Here is a 19939-nt window from a genome sequence, read left to right on the forward strand (position 1 = left end):
CCATGAAATCGCTTCCGTTCCGCCGCGCCCTGATGGCGGGCGTCCTCGCCGTCTCGGCCGTCACGCCGATGTTCGTCGCCGCGCCGGCCTACGCGCAGTTCGGCGGGATCGTCTATGATCCCAGCAACTACGCCCAGAACGTGCTGACGGCCGCCCGGTCGCTCCAGCAGATCAACAACCAGATCCAGCAAATCCAAAACCAGGCGACCTCGCTCCTCAACGAGGCGCGCAATCTGGCCGCGCTGCCGTTCAGCTCGCTTGCAGCATTGCAGCAACAGGTGCAGCGCACCCAGCAGCTCCTCGGCCAGGCGCAGCGCATCGCCTATGATGTCGAGAACATCCAGCAGGCGTTCAACAGCCGCTACACCGGCACGGCGCTGACCGGCGATCACGCTCAGATGGTCGCCAACGCTAACGCCCGCTGGGAGGATAGCGTCGGCGCCTTCGAGGATGCGCTGAAGGTGCAGGCCGGCGCCGTCGGCAATATCGAGGGCGCCCGGACTTCGATGGACAGCCTGGTCACGGCCAGCCAGTCGGCGACCGGCGCCCTGCAAGCGGCGCAGGCCGGAAACCAGCTTCTCGCGCTGCAATCGCAGCAACTCGCGGACCTGACCGCCACGGTCGCCGCGCAGGGCCGGGCGCAGGCGCTCGAATCCGCGCGCCAGGCTGCGGAAGAGGCCGAAGGACGTGAACGCTTCCGCCGCTTCATGGGCAACTGAGGCGCGCGCCATGCTCCATGGAACCTCGCGCACGGCAAAAATCGCGGGCGTGGCGGCGTTGGCCGGTCTGATGATGGCGGTGGCGATCCTCGCCGTCACAAGAGATCGCGCGCCCGCGCCTCCGCCGATGCCTGCGATCGTGCGCGACACCGAAGGGCGCAGCAGGCTCGCCCGCGAGCTGGAACGCTGCGCCACGCTCACCATGCCGGACAGCGGGTGCGAGGCGGCCTGGGCGGAGAACCGCCGCCGCTTCTTCCACCAAGACGATCCCGAAGGCGCAGGGCGATGAACGACACCGGCGTCATCGACACCTTCCTGGGCGTCTTCGGAAGTTACATCGACAGCGGGTTCGGCCTGCTGGGGGGCGAAGTCGGGTTCCTGTCCTCGACGCTGATCGCGATCGACGTGACCATCGCCGGGCTGTTCTGGGCCTGGGGCGCCGACGAGGACGTGCTCCAGCGGCTCATCAAGAAAACGCTCTATATCGGCTTCTTCGCCTTCATCATCGGCAACTTCCCCACCCTCGCGACGATCGTCTTCGAGAGCTTCGCCGGCCTCGGTCTCAAGGCCAGCGGCGACAGCCTCACCTTGGCCGAGTTCATGAAGCCGGGCAGCATCGCGGAGACCGGCCTTCAGGCCGCCAAGCCGCTGCTCGATGCGGCAGGCCAGTTCTCCAGCCTCTGGGCCGTCTTCGCCAACCTCGCGTTGATCCTCGTGCTGCTGATCGCCTGGCTGATCGTTGTCCTGGCCTTCTTCATCATCGCCGTTCAGGTCTTCATCACCCTGATCGAGTTCAAGCTGGTGACATTGGCCGGCTTCGTGCTGCTGCCCTTCGCCTTCTTCAACCGCACGGCATTCATGGCCGAGCGCGTATTGGGCCATATCGTCTCGACCGGCATCAAGGTGCTGGTGCTCGCCGTCATCACCGGCATCGGCACCACGCTGTTCAGCCAGTTCACCGCTGCGAGTCTGGGCGTCGAACCCGACATCAACCAGGTCATGGCCATCGCCCTTGCGGCGCTATCGCTGCTTGGCCTCGCCATCTTCGGTCCCGGGATCGCCAACGGCATCGTCTCCGGCGGCCCGCAGCTCGGTGCGGGCGCGGCGGCAGGCACCGCGCTCGCGGCCGGTGGTGCGCTGGTTGGCGGCGCAGCCGCCGCACGCCTTGGCGTCGGCGCCGCAGGGTCCGCTATCGGCGCGGCGGGTCGGATGACCGGCGCGGCCTCGCGTGGCGGGGCGCGAATCGCTGGAGGCGCCGCCAGCGCCTACAGCCTCGGTTCGCTCGGCAAAAGCGGCGCGAGCGCGGTCGCCGGCGGCATGGGCGCGGTCGGCCAGGCGGCCGCAGGCGCGGCGACCAACACCGTCATGTCCCCCCTGCGCAAAGCGGCCGCCCGAGGCGGCGACACGATCAAGGCCAGCTTCCGCTCCGGCGCGCGTGCGGGCTTCACCGCATCGGGCGGCACGATCACCAGCGGGTCCGCACCCACCGCCGCGGCCGCTGGCGCCTCCGCGTCCGGCCCCGCCGCGCCGCCCGCCTGGGCGGCCGCGATGAAGCGCCGCCAATCCATGACCCACAACGCGACCCTTGCCGCGCACACGCTCAAGGCTGGCGACAGCCACGGCGGCGGCGCCGGTCCCGACATCCGGGAGAGAGACTAGATGTTCCGACGCCCTTCGATCCGCTTTGCGCAGACTCCCGAGCCCGTCACGCCCTATCAGGCCGCCCGGCAGGAATGGGATCGACGCATCGGCGAGCCGGTCGTGCAGGGGAAGAACTGGCGGCTCGCCTTCTTCTGTGCGGCATCATTGAACTTCGCTTTGACCGGCGGCCTGATCTGGCAGTCGGTGCGCGGCCATATCGTCCCCTGGGTGGTTCAGGTCGACCGGCTCGGCGAGGCGCAGGCGGTCGCGCCGGCAGAGGCCGGCTATCGGCCTACCGATCCGCAGATCGCGTTCCATCTCGCGCGCTTCATCGAGAATGTCCGCTCGATCCCGGCCGATCCCGTCGTCGTCCGTCAGAACTGGCTGAGGGCCTACGACTTCACCACTGACAAGGGCGCGCTCGCGCTCAACGACTACGCCCGCGCGAAGGACCCGTTCTTGGCTGTAGGCAAGGTGCAGGTCGCCGTGGAGGTCTCCAGCGTCATCCGCGCTTCAGCCGACAGCTTCCGGGTCGCCTGGATCGAACGCCGCTATCAGGACGGCAGTCTCGCCGCCACCGAGCACTGGTCGGCCATCCTCACCATCGTCGTGCAACCGCCGCGCACCCCTGACGGCCTGCGCAAGAACCCGCTCGGCATTTTCGTCAACGCCTTCAACTGGTCAAAGGAGCTGTCGCAATGACGCGATTTCGTCGTTCCGCCCCGGCGGTCCTGCTCGTATCCACCGCGGCCCTGGCCGGCTGCGCCACCACATCAGCCAAGCCGCCGGCCATCGCCTATGACAACCCGCCGGCCGAGATTGCCGCAACGCTCGCGCCCGAAGCGCCCAAGCCCGTCGAGGTCGTGACCATCCCCGAGCCCTTGCCGCTGCCCAGCCAGTTGAAGCCGGCGCCCGCGGAACATACGTCGCCGCCCGAGCCTGCCGATCCGCGCCAGCGTGTCGGGGCAGCCAATGCCGCCGCCCGGATGCAGCCTGAGCGCAACGGCTTCCTCAACGCCATCCAGCAATATCCCTGGGCCGAAGGCGCACTCTATCAGGTCTATGCCGCTCCCGGCCAGGTGACGGACATCGCCCTTCAGCCGGGCGAACAGCTCGTGGGCGCTGGCCCGGTGGCGGCCGGTGACACCGTGCGCTGGATCATCGGCGACACGACCAGTGGCAGCGGGCCATCGGCGCGCGTGCATATTCTCGTGAAGCCCACCCGGCCGGACCTTTCCACGAATCTCGTCATCAACACCGACCGGCGCACCTATCACATGGAGCTACGCGCGACGGCGGCGACCTACATGGCGTCCGTCTCCTGGACCTATCCGCACGATGCGCTGATCGCGCTCCGCGCGCGCAACGCAGCGGCGGTCGCCGCCGCACCGGTTGCGACCGGCGTGGATGTCGCCGCGCTCAATTTCCGCTACCGCATCGACGGCGACAATGCCCCGTGGAGGCCGTTGCGCGCCTTCGACGATGGGCGTCAGGTCTATATCGAGTTTCCTGCCGGGATCTCGCAGGGCGAGATGCCGCCGCTGTTCGTGATCGGCGCAGCCGGCGACGCCGAGCTGGTCAACTACCGCGTCCAGGGCCGCTACATGGTGGTGGACCGGCTGTTCGCGGCCGCCGAGCTGCGTCTGGGCGACAAGCACAGCGAACAGCATGTTCGCATCGAACGTGACGACGGGCGCAGGGGGCGGCGGTGACCGATCCTGTCGAATCGCCCGCCGCTGAGCCGGCGTTGCCGCGTCCCGATCCTGGGGCCTTCCAGCTCCGGGGCGATCCGCCGCGCGTCATGCGCCTGTCGCGCAAGGCCCTTGCCGTCGTTGGCATCGCCGCCGGCCTCGGCATCGGCGGCTCGCTGATCTACGCGCTGCGGCCGCCGGCCGAGAAGCAGGCCAAGGAGCTTTATAGCACCGAGGCCCGCAACACGGCGGAGACCATCACCTCCGGGCCAAAGGACTATACGCAGGCGCCGCGGCTCGGCCCGCCGCTTCCCGGCGATCTCGGCGGCCCGATCGTCGCGGCCGAGCAACGCGGACAGGACGTGCCGGTGCCAGCGGTTGGAGCGAACGGACAGCGCGATCCGCAGGCGCAGGCCGCCGAGGCGGCGCGCCAGCGCGCGCAGCAGGAGCGCGACGCCGCCCGCACCAGCTCGGTGTTCCTCGGTCACGGTGCGGCGGGCGCTAGTGCAACCGCGTCGCAGATCGCCGCCGCGGCCGATCTGACGACGGCACCGCAGACCAGCCCGGCCGCCCAAGGCGATCAGGCCGCCAAGCGCGCCTTCATTGCGCAGGCGCCCAACCAGCGCACAGTCAGCGTCGAGCAGCTGACCGCGCCGGCCTCGCCCAACATCGTGCAGGCTGGCAGCATCATCCCCGCCGCGCTCATCACCGGCATCCGTTCGGACCTTCCCGGGCAGATCACCGCCCAGGTGACGCAGAATGTCTATGACAGCCCCACGGGCCGCATCCTGCTCATCCCGCAGGGGGCGCGGCTGATCGGCGAATATGACAGCCAGATCACCGCAGGCCAGACCCGCGTGCTGCTCGCCTGGGACCGCCTAATCATGCCGGACGGCCGCTCGATCGTCCTTGAGCGCCAGCCCGGCGCCGACGCTGCCGGACATGCGGGCTTGCAAGACAAGGTGAACGAGCATTGGGGCGGCGTGCTCAAGGCCGCGATGATCTCGACACTGCTTGGCGTCGGGGCTGAACTGACCACCGATGATGACAGCGATCTCGTGCGCGCACTTCGGCTCGGCACGCAGGACACCATCAATCAGGCTGGCCAACAGATCGTCCAGCGCCAGCTCAACATACGGCCGACTCTCACCATACGGCCGGGCTATCCCCTGCGCGTGATCGTTACCCGCGATCTCGTGCTCGAACCTCTTGGAGCGACACGATGACGAAATTGAAACTCGGGCCGCTCGAAGACGACAGACCCGTCAAATTGACGGTAGAACTCCCCGCGGCTGTGCATCGCGACCTTGTCGCCTATGCCGCCGCGCTCGCGGCCGAAACGGGAAGCTCGCCGGCCAAGCCCGAAAGGCTGGTGGCGCCGATGCTCGCGCGCTTCATGGATACAGATCGCGGTTTTCGCCGACGCCGCGCGCAGGAAGGCTGACCGCGCCGTCAGTTGCCCATGAAACGCTTGAAGCGATCATGCCCATCAGCCTCGATCACCGCCCGTTCAGCATTCGCGCACTCATCGCCACCCACTGCGCCATCCTTGCAGGCAGCGAGAACCTGCCGCGCCTTGTCGAGATGCGCCGCGAAATATTGCTTGCTGCGCGGTGCGACCGGGTATTGCGTGGAAAGAGCATCACCGGGCGTTGCCGCAACCGGATGCATTGGAACGATCATGGGGCGCAGCACGAAGCCGGCACCGAACCCAGAGACCAGCGCAACGACCACGAGGATGAGTGTCTTGCCATGTGTCACGGCATCTCCTTTCCCGTTTTGTGAGAAGATTGCTGCTGGCCCGATAAGGGCGGCAGCGAATAACGGTCGGCTACGAACTCTAGGAAGCGGTGCAGCACCGCGTTGTCGTTGTCCTCGCGCCAGTAACCGGAAAAACCGATCCGTATGTGGCCGTTGCTTTCATGGACCTCGCGGAACACGACGCCTGGCACCTGGATGCCGAACGCCGACTCGGCGATGATCGAGACGCGTCCACCGAGCGCAATGGCGCTCAGCACCGTGTCGCGGCCAATGTCGTCCATATCGATTTCCGGCGTATAACCCGGCATCCAGAGCTTGCTCAGGAGCATGTTGCGCGTTTCGGGGCCGGGATCGCGTTCGGTCAGAAGAAACCGCTCGCCAGTCAGATCCGTCCAATGAATGCGCTCGCGAGAAGCCAGCGGATGGCTTTCCGGCATGGCCACTAAAATGCGTTCACTCCAGAATGAGCGGCTTCTGAGATGATGATACCGCACCTCGCCGATCATGATCACGATATCGAGCAGGCCATTCTCGATACCCGCCAGCAGCATTTGGCGATCTCGTTCGAATCCACGCACTTGTATGTTAGGAAAACGGTCGCTGAATTCTGTCAGTGTCGCGCGCAGATTGCCCGCTGAGAAGGACGTGTAGAAGCCGATTGCCAATCTTCCGTTTTCGCCGTCGCGAGTTTCTCGAACCCAGGCGTTCAGCTCTTCGAACTCTTTTACGATACGACGGGCAGTACGGAGATAGCGCTGACCGTTCGGTGTCAAAGTGGCGCCTCGGGTTTTGCGATCGAAGAGGGTAATTCCAAGACGCTGTTCCACCTCGAGGATGTGGCGGCTGAGGGTTGCCTGTTTGATGTTCAAGGTGCGTGCCGCCCTACTGAAGCTGCCGGAGTGTGCCGCCGCAATCAGGTAGCGGAGCTGACGCAGCTCGATCATTCCAATCGCGCAACCGATAGAAAACATTGAGGCTTACAGCGCCTGTCCAATGCCTTCTGTCGGCCCGAGCACCCGATGAGACAGCGTATGAACAACGGTTTTCTCGAAAATCCACCTCATGGAAGTACAAAATTTAATGGTGGTGGGGAGCTTCGCTCTCTTCGTGAACGTGATCATCATGCATCTCTTCGTCATGATGACTGCTGTAGCCCGCATATTGCTCTGCCGGCATTTCGGGCAAGGCTTTCACGAAGGCGACGATGTTCCAGATGGTCTTGTCATCATGCGTGGGGCCGAAGGCGGGCATCCCGCTCATCTTCACGCCGTGTTTAACCAGCCAGAAAACTTCCTTGGGCTCCCATTCCTTGGCGGCTTCAGCCAGCGGCGGTGGCTTCGGAAGCATGACCTCCGCCCATTCCGCGCGGCTTTGACCGACTCCCCCATGGCAATGGGAACACATCGCTTTGTACTCCCCGGCGCCAGCCGCAATCATGGCTGGCGTGAACTCGGCCGGGGGCTGGATATCCGTCGCCTGCCGTCGGACGGAATTGCCCATCGTTGTGGTAAGCGCCCAACCGACGATCGGATTGTGCCGATCGGTCGCGGCCACATTATAGCCACCGGTCAAGACCACGATCAGAGCGACGACGATCATCAAGATCAGCAGCGCGGCTGCGCCCAATATGGCGCCTTTCCAGGTCGCATTCATGCTTGGCCTCCTTTGAAGCACTGGATGTAGCCCCGGTAGCCCATCTCCTCCCTGGATTCCGGAGGCACGATGATCATTTCGGCAGCCTTGAGCCCCGCGTTTCCGACTTCGTCGACCGGGCGGAGGACGACGAGCAGATCATCGGCCTCGAAGCGACCGGGGCCGGTCTTCGGCAGAACGATCAGCTTGCCGTTCAGCTTGATCGCGCCGGAACCATCGGGTTCGTACAGAAACGAGGGAAAGCCGACCTCGGTCAGCTTGATCGCGCATCGGCCGGCGTTGCCGCCCAGCGCCTGAATATCGGCATTGCGCATGGTCTCGGGCTTGATGATCGCGGTTTCGACATTCTGCAGGGCAGCGCCTGCTGCGATGATCGGCGCCGGACTGGCAGCAGGATCGACCCGCGCCTCCCGGTCATTGCCGATCGAACTGTTCTGATTGCATGCGGCCAACAACAGAGCGAGAAGAGCGGGAGGGACGATAGCTCTCATTTCTCGATCCCCTTCGGCAGCCGCTCGGTCGTGCGCACGCCGTTCTGTTCGATATCGGCGATGAGATACTTCATCTGGGCAATCTCGCGGCGCTGCGCGACGATAATGTCGTGAGCCAGCTTGCGCGCGCGAGGATCGCGGATATGGGCGCGCTCGCTGGTCATGATCGCGATCGAATGGTGCGGGATCATCGCCTTCATATATTCGGTGTCGGTCACGGTGACCTGGCTGCGCACCAGCCAGAGCGCGACCGCGAAGACGAGCGCCGCGATTCCTAGAATGATGAAGTTCTTTTTCCGGTCGCGATACATGCCCCACATGAAGAGGAGCATGACCACCATCATCATGGCGCCCATGACGAAGGCCATCCAGAAGCGGGTCTCGCTCCAGAAGATATGGTCCGCATCATAGGTGTTGGCGTACATGAGGAAGAACATGATGACGGTGGATGTCGCCACCATCGCCATGAAGCGCCAGTAGTTGGCGCTCCCGCCTGCCTCCATTTTATGACCGTTTGGCATACAGCCTCTCCTCCTTGTTCATGGTCGCGTAGACGAACTGGGCCGTGCAACTGATCAGCAGAAAGCCGGTCAGAGATTCGATGCCGGTGATCGCGCGCAGGTGACCGGTGGGATAGATGTCGCCCAGGCCTAGCGTGGTGATGTTAATGAGCGAGAAGTAGAAGAGGTCCATCCAGCTATCGAGAACTGGGCTTTCGAAGCCGCCGAGGCCCAATTGTGCGGCGAGAAAGAAACCTGCCGCGAACAGGCCCGCGATCAGCAGATGGCTTGCCAGAATGATGAGGTATGACGCGCTCAGTCGAACCGCGCCGGGTCGGCCGGGGGGCAGGGCGATCTTGGCGAGGCCGATCAACCAAAGATGGATCCAGGCCGATATCAGGAACAGGGCGGAGCCAAGGAAAATTGCGACGGCGATAGCGCGTTATCCTCTCAGTTATGATTGTGTCGTTGTGAGGCATCGGCCTCGTTGCGGCGAAGAAACATGTGCTCGGCCGCAAACACCGCTGTGATGCCCGCGAGCGCGTAGAGAACGATCGAGGGGTCGCTTTGCAGCTTCACCGCCGTGAACGCCGCAAGCACGACGGCGTCGGCAGCCAGAGCAACAAGAAGGATCGAGGCCTTGGCGCCGACTTCGTGTCTCAGATGACGAAACACGCCCCAATGCACGAGCATGTCCATCACCAGATAGAAAAAGGCGCCGAGCGAGGCGATGCGCGACAGGTCGAACAAGACAGCCAGCACGCCGGCAACCACCACCGTGTAGATCAGCATATGGCTGCGGATGCTTCCGCTCATGCCGAAATGGCTGTGCGGGATCATCTTCATGTCGGTGAGCATCGTCAGCATGCGCGATACCGCGAAGACGCTTGCGATCACGCCCGAGGCCGTGGCGGCGAGCGCGATCACCACTGTGAAGTAAAACCCTGCGTCACCAAGAGCCGGACCGGCTGCCGCGGCGAGCGAATAGTCTCGAGCCTCCACGATCTCGTCAATCGTAAGGCTGGACCCCACAGCAACGGCGACCAATAGATAGGTTGCGACGCAGATGCCGATCGCGATCATGATCGTGCGACCGACATTGCGATGCGGATCGACGATTTCGCCGCCGCTGTTGGTGATCGTGGTGAATCCCTTGAAGGCAAGGATGGAGAATGCGACCGATGCGATGAAGGCTTCGGCGCCCTGCATTCCCACCGGCTCGGCGAATGCGCCGCCGGAGAACCCGCTCGCCCAGATCGCAGCGATAGCAAAGAGCGCGATGCCGCCGATCTTTACCGCCGACATGATGAGCGAGAAGCCGCTTACCGACCGGTTTCCCGCGGCATTCACGAGATAGGCGAAAACGATGAGCACGACCGCGCCGACCGAAAGCAGCAACGTGTTCTCTTCCAGGCCGAATGGCCGCAGCGCATAGGTCGCGAAGGTCCGGGCAACGAGGCTCTCGTTGATCACCATCGACAGCGCCATGAGAAGTGAGGCCGAAGCCGCGACGGTGCCCGGACCATAGGCCTTTTGCAGGATCATCGCGATGCCGCCCGATGAAGGCCAGGCATTCGACATCTTGATGTAGCTGTAGGCGGCGAGCGCGGTCACGACCGCGCCTGCGACGAAAGATAACGGAAAGAGCGGCCCGGCAAGCTCGGCGATCTGGCCGGTGAGCGCGAATATACCCGCACCGATCATCACGCCGGTACCCATGGCGACGGCGCCGCTAAGCGTTATCGAGTTCCGGCTGAGATCGCTGTCGCCACCGACGGCATCATTCTTTTCGTGGTCGTGCTCCAAACCCTATTTCCCCGCTTCCGAAAGAGAGGCGGGCTTCCATCTCGGAATGAAGGCAGGCACCTGCGCTTGGTACCGCGCGAAGCTCTCCGGGAAACGGGCGCGCGTTTCCGCTTCTTCTGCCCGCGCCAGCTTCACGTACATGAAGACCAGGATGGGGAACATCGCCAAGGTCAACAGCGTCGGCCACTGAAACAGAAATCCCAGCATGACGAGGATAAAGCCGAGATATTGCGGATGCCGGACGCGGGCATATGGGCCGGTAACTGCCATTTCGCCGTCGCGCTGCGCCTTCCAGAGTACATGCCAGGAGACAGAGATCAGCCAGAAGCCACCTCCGATCAGCAGGAAGCTCAGCATGTGAAAAGGGCCGAAATGCGGGTTGGTCTTCCACCCGAACATCATTTCGGGCAGGTGCCCCGCATCGTGGGAGAACCAATCGACCCCGGGATAGGCCGACTGCAGCCATCCCGAGAGGAAATAGATGGTGAGGGGAAAGCCGTACATTTCCGCGAACAGCGCGACGAGGAACGCGCTGAACGCCGAGAAGCTGCGCCAGTCACGCTTCGTCCGGGGTTTGAAGAAACTGAAGGCGAAGAAAATGAAGATCGCGGAATTCGCGACGACCAGAAACCAAAGGCCATAGGCAGGGGCGTCGTGGTTCATTTGTCGTGCCCTCCATGCCCGTGATGCATGAACAGATGCATGGCCGGGCAAAGAAGGACGATCAGGAGCAACAGGCCTGTGCCCGTGAAAATATGCGCCCGATGCTCATAGGCGAGCAGGAAGGCGATGAGCACCAGGAAGGCGAGGAATACGGTGCCCGCCCGCGATTTCCAGAAACCCCGCCGATGCTTCTCCTGCGCGGTGTGAGCCTCGCCGTGCGAATCCTCCATGACCATCGTCACGTCCTTTCAATTGGGTTTGTTTCACGCCTCACACCTTCGCCGCCCTGAGCCGCAGCGAGTTGAGCACAACCGAAATCGACGAGGCGCTCATGGCGAAGGCGGCAAACATCGGGCTGATGAGAATGCCGAAGAACGGGAACAGGACGCCCGCGGCGACCGGTACACCCGCGCTGTTGTAGATCAGCGCGAAGAACAGGTTTTGTCGGATGTTGCTCATCGTTGCGTGGGCAAGGCGCCTGGCGCGCACAATACCGTCGAGATTGCCCTTCACCAGCGTAATCCCAGCGCTTTCGATGGCGACGTCCGCGCCGGTGCCCATGGCGATGCCGACATCGGCCTGGGCGAGCGCGGGCGCGTCGTTCACGCCGTCGCCCGCCATCGCGACTTTCTTGCCTTCCTCTTGCAGCTCGCGGATGATCCGGGCCTTGTCCTCTGGCAGGACGTCGGCACGGATCTCGTCGATGCCGAGACGCGCGGCGACGGCCTTTGCGGTGCGTTCATTGTCGCCGGTCGCCATGATGATCCGGAAGCCGAGGTCGTGTAGCGCCTTGATGGCGTCGGGTGTGGTTTCCTTAACTGGGTCGGTGACGCTCACCAGGCCGGCGATCGCGCCGTCGAGGATGACGAACATGACTGTTTCGCCCTCATCGCGCCGAGCATTGGCCTTCTCGGCCAGCCCGGAACCTTCGAGGCCGAAATCCCGGACGAGTGCGATGTTGCCGAGCGCGACCGCCTTGCCGTCCACGGTGCCCTTCACGCCCTTGCCGGTGATCGCCTCGAAATCGCTTGCCTCGTCCATCGCTACGCCGCGCTTCTCGGCGCCGCGCACGATCGCCTCGGCCAGCGGGTGTTCGGAGCCCCGCTCTAGCGTCGCGGCGAGGCGGAGCACTTCGCTCTCATCATGTCCCGACTCGGGCATCACGGCGACGAGCCTTGGTTTGCCTTCGGTCAGCGTGCCGGTCTTGTCGATCATCAGCGTGTCGATCTTCTCGAACCGTTCGAGCGCTTCGGCGTTCTTGATGAGAACACCGGCCTGGGCGCCACGACCGGTGGCCGTCATGATCGACATCGGCGTCGCCAAGCCCAATGCACAGGGGCAGGCGATAATCAGCACGGCGACCGCCGCGATCAGCGCATAGGAGAGCGCGGGCGCCGGCCCCCAAACGGCCCAGGCAATGAACGCCAGCACCGCGATGCCGATCACGACAGGCACGAAGAAGCCTGCGACCTTGTCGGCATATTTCTGGATCGGCGCGCGCGAGCGCTGGGCGTTCGAGACCATCTCGACGATCTGCGAGAGCATCGTCTCGGAGCCGACGCGGGTCGCCTCCATGACGAGGCTGCCCGTGCCGTTGATCGTCGCGCCGGTGACGGGATCGCCGGCGACCTTTTCGACCGGGACGGGCTCGCCCGAGATCATGCTTTCATCGACCGAGGAACGGCCATCGACCACCACGCCGTCGACCGGCACCTTGTCGCCGGGCCGCACGCGCAGCCGGTCGCCGACCTGAACGTCCTCCAGCGCGACCTCTTCCTCGCTGCCGTCCGCTCCGATGCGCCGCGCGGTCTTGGCGGCGAGATCGAGCAATGCCCGGATCGCCTTGCCCGTGCCTTCGCGGGCGCGCAGTTCCATCACCTGCCCCAGCAGCACCAGCGTGACGATGACGGCGGCCGCCTCGAAATACACGCCGACATGGCCTTCCGGGTCCCTGAAGCCGTCCGGGAAAATGCCCGGTGCAAGGACCGCGACCACGCTGAACAGCCAGGCCGACATCACGCCCATGGCGATGAGCGAGAACATGTTGAGGTTCATCGTGCGGAAGGAATTCCAGCCGCGCACGAGGAACGGCCATCCGCTATAGAGAACGACCGGCGTGCCGAGGAAGAATTCGATCCAGAGCGTCGTGCGCTCGCCGAATATCTCCCGCACGCCGCCGAGGCCGACATAGGGCCCCATCGTGAAGACCAGCAGCGGAACGGTAAGCACCGCGCCGATCCAGAAGCGGCGGGTGAAGTCGACCAGCTCGGGGTTGGGGCCTTCATCCGCCATCGCGGCCGATTCCAATTCGAGTCCCATGCCGCAGATCGGGCAGGAGCCTGGCCTGGTCTGCCGGACCTCCGGGTGCATCGGGCAGGTATAGACGGCGCCGCCATAGCCCGGGGGAACGGTATCGTATTTGCCCGTTGCCGCGCCGGCGGACTGATGCGTTTCATGACCGTGACAATGTGAATGCCCCTGCGCCGGAGCATCGTCTGCGGGAACGAGATGCATGCCGCATTTTGGGCAATCGCCGGGCCCTTCCTGTCGGACTTCGGGGTGCATCGGACATGTGTAGGTCGTCATCCTTCAATTCTCCGGCGGCTCTTGTCTCTGTCCCCGTCCTGCCCGCTCCGGATCATTGCGGTGTGTGGCCCTGATGCTGGCTGTGGTCGGCGGTGCCCCGATGTTGCGCGTGGCCATCATGGCCCGTCGCCGAATGGTCCCTAGTCCCGTCCATCATGCCGCAATGCGCCATGTCCGCATGGCCATCGGCGGAACCATGGGCCATGCCCTGTCCGCCCATCTGCCCGGGGTTCATCTGACCATGATCCATCTGACCACTGTTCATCGTCCCGTGGTCCATCATGGGGCACGACATTTCGCCGCTTTCATCCGTCTTCGTCTGGCCATGGTCCTGATGTCCGCTTTGCGTGCCCGACTTTTGCTGGGCCAGCAGCGTGGCGGGAGTGGCGAGAGCGAAAGCGGCGAGTCCAAAAATGAGCTTTTTCATTGCGGTGATTCCTTGAAGGACCTTCGAGCGCGTCCGAAGATCAGTTGTAGCTGTTGAAGACGGAGCGGCCCGCCTCACCGAACGCGATGACCTGATAGGGTTGGGTCCGGTCGCCCATCTCCATGCCGGGCGAACCGAGCGGCATACCGGCGACCGCGAGGCCCCGGACGCCGGCGGGTCGTTCCTTGAGCAGCCGCTGGATATCCGCGGCCGGCACATGGCCCTCGATCACATAGCCGCCGACCACCATCGTATGGCAGGAGCGCAACGTTTCCGGCACGCCGTTGTCGTCCTTGACGGCCGCCATGTCGGCGCTGTCCTTCACAGCGATCTCTGCATTCATGCCATGCCGGACGTGTTCGGCCCATTGCTCGCAGCAGCCGCACGACGGGTCCCGGAACATGGTGTATTCTGCGGCCTGCGCCGCATTCGAACAGGCACCGAGCGCGAACAGAAGCGCCGAAGCCATCGCCGGCCGGAAGCGGTTTACACGGGGCATTTGCACATCGTTTCTCCGGTTGGGCGGGCCGAAACTACAGGCCCTGATATCCCCGCTACGCGCGAGGCGACCTTACCCCTCACTTTTTTTGAGGGGCGTGAAGCGTTCAGGCGTATGAGGGCTATGACGCGGGGATGCGTATGAGATTACAGTAGAAAGCGAGAAGCGCGCGAGATGGATCAGGAAACCCGATTGAACGATGCGCTGCGGTCACTGGGCGGCATGCAGTCCGAAGTCGTCCCTGAGGGCTTTATGGACAGCGTCTGGTCGCGTGCCGGGGAAATGGCCGAAGCCGCGAACGCACGTCGGCGTCTCGCCCTTTTCGCGGTCATATTCGCCGCCGGTATGGGCGGCGGGATTGGCACCATCCAGACACCGGCAAAGGCCGAGCCGACATCGCACGAGCTTTTCGCCGGCGCCGACCTTTCGCCTGCCGTTCTGCTGCACGTCGAGCCGTGAAGCTATCGGGTGTTCACATCGTCCTTGCTGTCCTGCTTGCCATGGCCGCAGGATGTATCGGTGCGTTCGTTGCCGGACAGTGGTGGACGCAGCCGCAAAGCCAGGGCTTGCATGATTTCGTGCACGACGAACTCGACCTCAGCCCGGATCAGAGCGCCAGGCTGGAGCAGCTTGAACAACAGTTCGCAACAGAACGTGCAGGACTAGAGGCGAAGCTTCGCTCGGCCAATGTCGATCTGGCGAGAGCTATGGAGGAGGAACATTCCTACGGCCCCAAGGTCGGTGCGGCCATCGATCAGGTCCATGTGCAGATGGGTGAACTCCAGAAGGCAACCGTGCGCCACGTCTTCGCCATGCGGGGCCTGCTTGACCAAACGCAGCAGGAGAAGTTCGATCGGCAAATCTCCAAGTCCTTGACCGGCGATGGCCGCGAATGACGGCTCGTGGCAGGGATCAAGGATACGAACGAAGCTGACCTGATCGAGCAGGTTAAAGCAGGCCAGCGGCGGGCTTTCGACCGCCTCGTCGAGCCTCATGCACCGCGCTTGCTTGCGCTCGCCCGGCGTATGCTCGCATCGACATCGGAAGCCGAGGAAGCGGTGCAGAACGCGCTCGCATCGGTCTGGATCAATCGCCGACGCCTGGACTCGGGCCGCCCGGTGGGCGGCTATCTGACGACAGTCATTCTAAACAAGTGCCGCGACCGGTTGCGGCGGCGAAAAGCGGCGAGCTTTCTCGGCTTCGGTCAGGGGCTGGAAGAAGCGGTCGCGCCCGACGATGCACCCGATCCCGAGAATAGCGCACTGGATCGCCAGGAACTGGCGCGCGTGAAACTGGAAATCGAACGGCTTCCGGTCCGGTTGCGCGAGGCGCTGGTGCTGGTCGCCATTGACGGGCGCAGCCAGCGCGAGGCGGCGGAGCTGCTCGGCGTGTCGGAAAAGACCGTGGAGACCCGCGTCTACCGCGCGCGCAACCGGCTGCGCGAGAAACTGGAATTTTCTTAAGGGGTGAAGCTGCCCGCCGCGTAACGGAGGGCAGACCCTCAAGAACGGACAATCGCGATGACATCGTTAAATCGCCGCAAATTCCTGCATTACAGCGCATACGGAGCGGGCCTGGCAGGTCTCGCGGGCGTCATGCCGGCATGGGCGCGCGGCACGCAGGGCGGGACGCTCGCGCGCAAGGGCAGCGACGTGCTTTCCGGCGAACACCTCACCATGACCGTCGACGATGCGCTGTTCACCACCGGCTCGCGCCGCGGACCGGCCGTGACGATCAATGGCACCCTGCCGGGCCCGTTGCTGCGCCTGAAACAGGGTCAGGACCTTACCGTCGATCTGGTCAACAATGCGTCGGAAGGCACGTCCATCCACTGGCACGGCATGCTGGTTCCGTTCCTGATGGACGGGGTTCCGGGCATCACCATGGCCGCGGTCGAACGCGGAGAAACCTTCCGCTATCGCTTTCCCGTTCGGCAGGCGGGGACTTATTGGTGGCATGCGCACACGCTGCAGGAACCGATGGGCCATTACGGCCCGATCGTCATCGATCCGATCGAGCCCGATCCGTTCGAATATGATCGCGAATATGTGCTGATGCTGACCGACTGGTCGCCGATGAGCCCGCACGAGATCATGCGCAAGCTCAAGGTCGGCGAAGGCTATTTCAACTATCAGCAGACGAGCTGGACCGACAAATATCCGCTGACCGGCGAGCAGCGCCGGATGTGGGCGCAGATGCGGATGATGCCGACCGACATCTCCGACGTGACGGGCTCCACCTACACCTTCCTCGTCAACGGCCATGGTCCCGAGGACGGGCTGGAGCTTGCCTATAATCCCGGTGAGCGCATCCGCCTCCGGATCATCAACGGCGCGGCGATGACCTTCTTCAATGTGCGCATCCCCGGCCTGCCGATGACCGTCGTCGCCGCTGACGGGCAGAATATCCGGCCGGTCGAAACCGACGAATTCCAGATGGGCAATGCCGAAACCTATGACGTGATCGTCGAGCCCAAGGGCGCCGAGGCCTTCGCCTTCGTTGCCGAAGCGATGGACCGCTCCGGAATGGGCATTGCCACGCTGACGAGCAGGCCCGGGTCGAAAGCGGCCTTCCCCCCGTTGCGCGATCCGCCGCTGCTCACCATGGCCGATATGGGCATGAGCGCGAGCGATCCCGGCGCAGACGGCATGAACGGTATGTCCGGCGGGAGCATGCATGGCATGGACGGCATGAGCGGCGCGGACAAGGGCGGCAACATGGCCGGCATGGACATGTCGGGCGGCATGAACATGCGCGACACTTCGCTGCTGCCGCCCAACGTCAAGGCCGGCCCCGGGCTCGACATGGTGTCGATGAACCCGGTCGACCGGATGGGCGATCCCGGAATCGGCCTCGCCGACGTCGGGCACCGGGTGCTCGACTACAGGCAGCTCGTCGCAGCGAAGCCCAACCCCGACGACCGTCTCCCGACGCGGCTGAAGGAAATCCACCTGACCGGCAACATGGAGCGGTACATGTGGTCGTTCGACGGGCAGAAATTCTCCGCCGTCACCGACCAGCCGATCCGCTTCGCCTATAACGAGCGCGTCCGGGTCAAGCTCGTCAATGATACGATGATGGCGCACCCCATCCATCTGCACGGCCATTTCTTCGAGCTGGTCAACGGCGCCCCTCCAGGCCACCAGCCGATGAAGCACACGATCGTCGTGCAACCGGGCGGCTCCGCCCAGTTCGACCTCACCGCCACTGAACCCGGCGACTGGGCGTTTCACTGCCACCTCATCTACCACATGCACACCGGCATGTTTCAGGTGGTCACCGTCCGCCCGCTCGACGGAGGAGACCAGTGATGCGCACCGCGATCTTCACTCTCCCGCTCCTCGCGTTGGCCACCCCGGCGCTCGCGCAGGAACATGCCGGGCACGACATGGGCGAGCAGCCGCAGACGGCGACGCCCGACGCACCAGATAGCGGCGCGATGGACCACAATGCGATGGACCATGGCATGATGGACCGGAACCAGCCGGACCACAGCCATATGGATCATGCCCAGATGGAGCAGGATGCCATGGCATCGGGCCCCGTCGCCGAAGATCCCATTCCGCAGGGGCCGCCGCCGCCCGAGGCCTTCGAGGGTCCGGCCTTTGCTGCGGACGCCTTTGTCGGCGTCGATCGCATGGCCACGTCCCGCACCCAGGTGGTGAAGCAGGTCAGCGGCGAAATGCCCGTCTACTGGTTCCAGGCCGAACGCGCCGAATATCGCGCGCGCGCCGGCAAGGACGGCTATCTCTGGGATGTCCAGGGCTATTACGGCGGCGATATCGACAAGCTGTGGCTCAAGTCCGAAGGCGAGGGCAGTTTCGGGGAAAAGCCCGAAAGCGCCGAGGTGCAGGTGCTGTGGAGCCACGCCATCGGTCCGTGGTGGGATCTTCAGACGGGCGTCCGACAGGACCTCACGGGTCCCACGCGTACCCATGCGGTACTCGGCGTGCAGGGGATCATCCCCTATGAATTCGAAGTCGATGCCGCCGCCTTCCTGTCCGACAAGGGCGACCTGACCGGCCGCATCGAAGCCGAAATCGACCAGCGCATCACCCAGCGGCTGATCCTGCAACCGCGCGCCGAGGTGAACCTGTCCGCGCAGGACATTCCCGAACTCGGCATCGGCGCGGGTCTCGACACGGCGGAGCTGGGTATCCGCCTGCGCTACGAATTCGCGCGCGAGTTCGCGCCGTACATCGGCGTCGAACAGGAATGGAAGGTGGGCGACAGCGCCGACTATGCCCGCGCGGTAGGCGAAGACCCCAGCGTCACCAACTATGTCGTGGGTGTGCGCTTCTGGTTCTGAAGATGCGCTCCGACCTCATCCCGCAACTGTAATGAATCGCTGCGGACGGCGTCAATTGATGTGAACGGACGATCATGGCGAAGAACGAAAGCACATCACGCAAGGCACTCGAAGAGCCTGAGTTGGCGGCCGCAAAGCCTGCGGACGCCGCCGTTCGCCGTGCCTTGATCGAAGCTCGGGAGGAGTTTCTGCTCTTCCTGTATCAAAGGGTGGGCAACAGGAATGATGCCGAGGAACTGCTCCAGAAATTTTCGCTGAAAGCCCTCGAACGCGCCGCGCAGCTGCGAGACATCAGAAGTGTCCGGGGGTGGCTCGGTCGGATTCTCACGACAACGCTGATCGACCATCATCGACGTGCTGGCCGCCAGCGCAAGACGGAAATCGGCACGGATCCGTCCGATCTGGAAAGTATGGCGATCGAGGCGGACCATGAAATGGACGAGGCGATCTGCAACTGCCTGCACAAACTCCTGCCTACCTTGAAGCCCGAATATGCCGACGTCCTGTGGCGCTCCGACATTCTGGACGAACCGAGGGATCGCATCGCGGCTAGCCTCGGAACGACCCTGAACAATGTGACGGTGCGTCTTCATCGGGCGAGGCAGACGCTGCGCAAGCGGCTTGAGGAAATGTGCCTGTCCTGCCCGACACACGGGTTCCTGGAATGCGAGTGCGAAGAGATCGAACAGGCGAAAGCAAAGCACGGAAATTTGAAAGGGAATGACGTCGATGAACGGCCATGAAGAGAGTGCGGCGACAGGCCTCGGGCAAATGAACGACTTGCTCGCTTGGTGGAAGCTCCCGATCGCCAACGGTGCGGGCATAGCGCAAGGCAATTTGCGCGGCGCTCAAACGCTCGCCCGCGAACTCCAGAAGGTTCTGACCGAGAGCTTCAGTTCGGAAGTCAGCGCAACGATCGAGAGCAATGAACGCATCCGTCAAGCGTTTCAGGATATGCTGCAATTCCGGCAGCCGCAGAACGTGCTGGCGACCGAAGCCGAGATTTTGTCTCTCTTTGTCGAGCGTTCGTCGCAGCAGGCCAAGCGCTGGTCGGAAACGACGCAGAAGATCGGCGAATGCTGCATGGCGATGGCTCACGACATGGCGGGTGAAACGCGCCGGCAGGCGGCCGAGCATGAGAAGTCGTCGCCGAAGCCTACAAAACCGCAAAGCGGCGCGGCCTCATAGCGAGC

General features: G+C 64.0%; 26 protein-coding genes. 14 read left to right on the forward strand and 12 right to left on the reverse strand.

Annotated features, from left to right (window positions below):
- Nucleotides 1-2 precede the first annotated feature (2 nt).
- The 7 genes from trbJ to D6851_RS05305 are packed head-to-tail and all read left to right on the forward strand — an operon-like array spanning nt 3 to nt 5495.
- Nucleotides 3-719 carry a P-type conjugative transfer protein TrbJ gene (gene trbJ, locus D6851_RS05275; protein WP_120323826.1) on the forward strand — a complete coding sequence of 239 codons (717 nt, stop codon included), beginning with the start codon at nt 3-5 and terminating at the stop codon, nt 717-719.
- A gap of 10 nt (nt 720-729) precedes the next feature.
- Entirely contained in the window at nt 730-1008 is a 279-nt protein-coding gene (gene trbK-alt, locus D6851_RS05280) for a putative entry exclusion protein TrbK-alt (RefSeq protein ID WP_120323827.1), read from the forward strand.
- On the forward strand, nt 1005-2378 hold the full coding sequence (gene trbL, locus D6851_RS05285) for a P-type conjugative transfer protein TrbL (protein WP_120323828.1): 1374 nt from the start codon (nt 1005-1007) through the stop codon (nt 2376-2378). The genes trbK-alt and trbL overlap by 4 nt, the downstream gene beginning before the upstream one ends.
- On the forward strand, nt 2379-3062 hold the full coding sequence (trbF, locus tag D6851_RS05290) for a conjugal transfer protein TrbF (RefSeq protein WP_120323829.1): 684 nt from the start codon (nt 2379-2381) through the stop codon (nt 3060-3062).
- Nucleotides 3059-4072, forward strand: a complete 1014-nt coding sequence (trbG, locus tag D6851_RS05295; RefSeq protein WP_120323830.1) for a P-type conjugative transfer protein TrbG — start codon at nt 3059-3061, stop codon at nt 4070-4072. Before trbF ends, trbG begins: the two co-directional genes overlap by 4 nt.
- A complete protein-coding gene (locus D6851_RS05300; RefSeq protein ID WP_120323831.1) occupies nt 4069-5277 on the forward strand; it encodes a TraB/TrbI/VirB10 family type IV secretion system protein in 1209 nt (402 codons plus the stop codon). The genes trbG and D6851_RS05300 overlap by 4 nt, the downstream gene beginning before the upstream one ends.
- A complete protein-coding gene (locus D6851_RS05305; protein ID WP_021227809.1) occupies nt 5274-5495 on the forward strand; it encodes a DUF2274 domain-containing protein in 222 nt (73 codons plus the stop codon). The genes D6851_RS05300 and D6851_RS05305 overlap by 4 nt, the downstream gene beginning before the upstream one ends.
- Before the next feature lie 8 nt (nt 5496-5503).
- Here D6851_RS05305 and D6851_RS05310 read toward each other — a convergent pair whose 3' ends face one another.
- From D6851_RS05310 to D6851_RS05365, 12 genes are all read right to left on the reverse strand, one after another.
- Nucleotides 5504-5812 (reverse strand): hypothetical protein, encoded by a 309-nt coding sequence (locus D6851_RS05310; RefSeq protein ID WP_120323832.1) that lies wholly within the window; start codon nt 5810-5812, stop codon nt 5504-5506.
- Nucleotides 5809-6756 (reverse strand): LysR family transcriptional regulator, encoded by a 948-nt coding sequence (locus tag D6851_RS05315; protein ID WP_120323971.1) that lies wholly within the window; start codon nt 6754-6756, stop codon nt 5809-5811. Before D6851_RS05315 ends, D6851_RS05310 begins: the two co-directional genes overlap by 4 nt.
- 133 nt (nt 6757-6889) lie before the next feature.
- Nucleotides 6890-7465 carry a c-type cytochrome gene (locus tag D6851_RS05320; RefSeq protein WP_120323833.1) on the reverse strand — a complete coding sequence of 192 codons (576 nt, stop codon included), beginning with the start codon at nt 7463-7465 and terminating at the stop codon, nt 6890-6892.
- Nucleotides 7462-7956: a DUF6692 family protein gene (locus tag D6851_RS05325; protein WP_120323834.1), complete on the reverse strand. Its 495-nt coding sequence runs from the start codon at nt 7954-7956 to the stop codon at nt 7462-7464. Before D6851_RS05325 ends, D6851_RS05320 begins: the two co-directional genes overlap by 4 nt.
- Nucleotides 7953-8477 (reverse strand): DUF305 domain-containing protein, encoded by a 525-nt coding sequence (locus D6851_RS05330; RefSeq protein WP_120323835.1) that lies wholly within the window; start codon nt 8475-8477, stop codon nt 7953-7955. The genes D6851_RS05325 and D6851_RS05330 overlap by 4 nt, the downstream gene beginning before the upstream one ends.
- Nucleotides 8461-8829, reverse strand: a complete 369-nt coding sequence (locus D6851_RS05335) for a potassium channel family protein (protein WP_238473947.1) — start codon at nt 8827-8829, stop codon at nt 8461-8463. The genes D6851_RS05330 and D6851_RS05335 overlap by 17 nt, the downstream gene beginning before the upstream one ends.
- A 77-nt stretch (nt 8830-8906) precedes the next feature.
- The gene (locus D6851_RS05340) at nt 8907-10199 is read right to left on the reverse strand and encodes an APC family permease (RefSeq protein WP_274379046.1); all 1293 of its coding nucleotides are present in this window, start codon (nt 10197-10199) and stop codon (nt 8907-8909) included.
- Between the two features lie 66 nt (nt 10200-10265).
- Nucleotides 10266-10925 carry a methyltransferase family protein gene (locus D6851_RS05345; RefSeq protein ID WP_120323837.1) on the reverse strand — a complete coding sequence of 220 codons (660 nt, stop codon included), beginning with the start codon at nt 10923-10925 and terminating at the stop codon, nt 10266-10268.
- Nucleotides 10922-11161, reverse strand: a complete 240-nt coding sequence (locus D6851_RS05350) for a DUF2933 domain-containing protein (RefSeq protein WP_238473948.1) — start codon at nt 11159-11161, stop codon at nt 10922-10924. The genes D6851_RS05345 and D6851_RS05350 overlap by 4 nt, the downstream gene beginning before the upstream one ends.
- A gap of 34 nt (nt 11162-11195) precedes the next feature.
- Nucleotides 11196-13511, reverse strand: coding sequence for a copper-transporting P-type ATPase (locus D6851_RS05355; RefSeq protein ID WP_183029992.1), 2316 nt, complete (start codon nt 13509-13511; stop codon nt 11196-11198).
- A gap of 52 nt (nt 13512-13563) precedes the next feature.
- Nucleotides 13564-13938, reverse strand: coding sequence for a hypothetical protein (locus D6851_RS05360; RefSeq protein WP_120323839.1), 375 nt, complete (start codon nt 13936-13938; stop codon nt 13564-13566).
- Between the two features lie 40 nt (nt 13939-13978).
- Nucleotides 13979-14437 carry a DUF411 domain-containing protein gene (locus D6851_RS05365; RefSeq protein WP_183029993.1) on the reverse strand — a complete coding sequence of 153 codons (459 nt, stop codon included), beginning with the start codon at nt 14435-14437 and terminating at the stop codon, nt 13979-13981.
- A gap of 174 nt (nt 14438-14611) precedes the next feature.
- Between D6851_RS05365 and D6851_RS05370 the strand changes: the two genes are divergently transcribed.
- From D6851_RS05370 to D6851_RS05400, 7 genes are all read left to right on the forward strand, one after another.
- Nucleotides 14612-14896 carry a hypothetical protein gene (locus tag D6851_RS05370; RefSeq protein WP_120323841.1) on the forward strand — a complete coding sequence of 95 codons (285 nt, stop codon included), beginning with the start codon at nt 14612-14614 and terminating at the stop codon, nt 14894-14896.
- Nucleotides 14893-15333 carry a Spy/CpxP family protein refolding chaperone gene (locus D6851_RS05375; protein ID WP_120323842.1) on the forward strand — a complete coding sequence of 147 codons (441 nt, stop codon included), beginning with the start codon at nt 14893-14895 and terminating at the stop codon, nt 15331-15333. Before D6851_RS05370 ends, D6851_RS05375 begins: the two co-directional genes overlap by 4 nt.
- A 6-nt stretch (nt 15334-15339) precedes the next feature.
- Entirely contained in the window at nt 15340-15900 is a 561-nt protein-coding gene (locus tag D6851_RS05380; protein ID WP_120323843.1) for an RNA polymerase sigma factor, read from the forward strand.
- 57 nt (nt 15901-15957) lie between these two features.
- The gene (locus tag D6851_RS05385) at nt 15958-17748 is read left to right on the forward strand and encodes a copper resistance system multicopper oxidase (protein ID WP_120323844.1); all 1791 of its coding nucleotides are present in this window, start codon (nt 15958-15960) and stop codon (nt 17746-17748) included.
- Nucleotides 17748-18746, forward strand: coding sequence for a copper resistance protein B (locus D6851_RS05390; protein WP_120323845.1), 999 nt, complete (start codon nt 17748-17750; stop codon nt 18744-18746). Before D6851_RS05385 ends, D6851_RS05390 begins: the two co-directional genes overlap by 1 nt.
- A 74-nt stretch (nt 18747-18820) precedes the next feature.
- Entirely contained in the window at nt 18821-19489 is a 669-nt protein-coding gene (locus D6851_RS05395; protein ID WP_120323846.1) for an RNA polymerase sigma factor, read from the forward strand.
- Nucleotides 19476-19934, forward strand: a complete 459-nt coding sequence (locus D6851_RS05400) for a hypothetical protein (protein WP_120323847.1) — start codon at nt 19476-19478, stop codon at nt 19932-19934. Before D6851_RS05395 ends, D6851_RS05400 begins: the two co-directional genes overlap by 14 nt.
- The last annotated feature ends 5 nt before the right edge of the window (nt 19935-19939 follow it).

Source organism: Altericroceibacterium spongiae (genome assembly GCF_003610805.1).
Classification (GTDB): domain Bacteria; phylum Pseudomonadota; class Alphaproteobacteria; order Sphingomonadales; family Sphingomonadaceae; genus Altericroceibacterium; species Altericroceibacterium spongiae.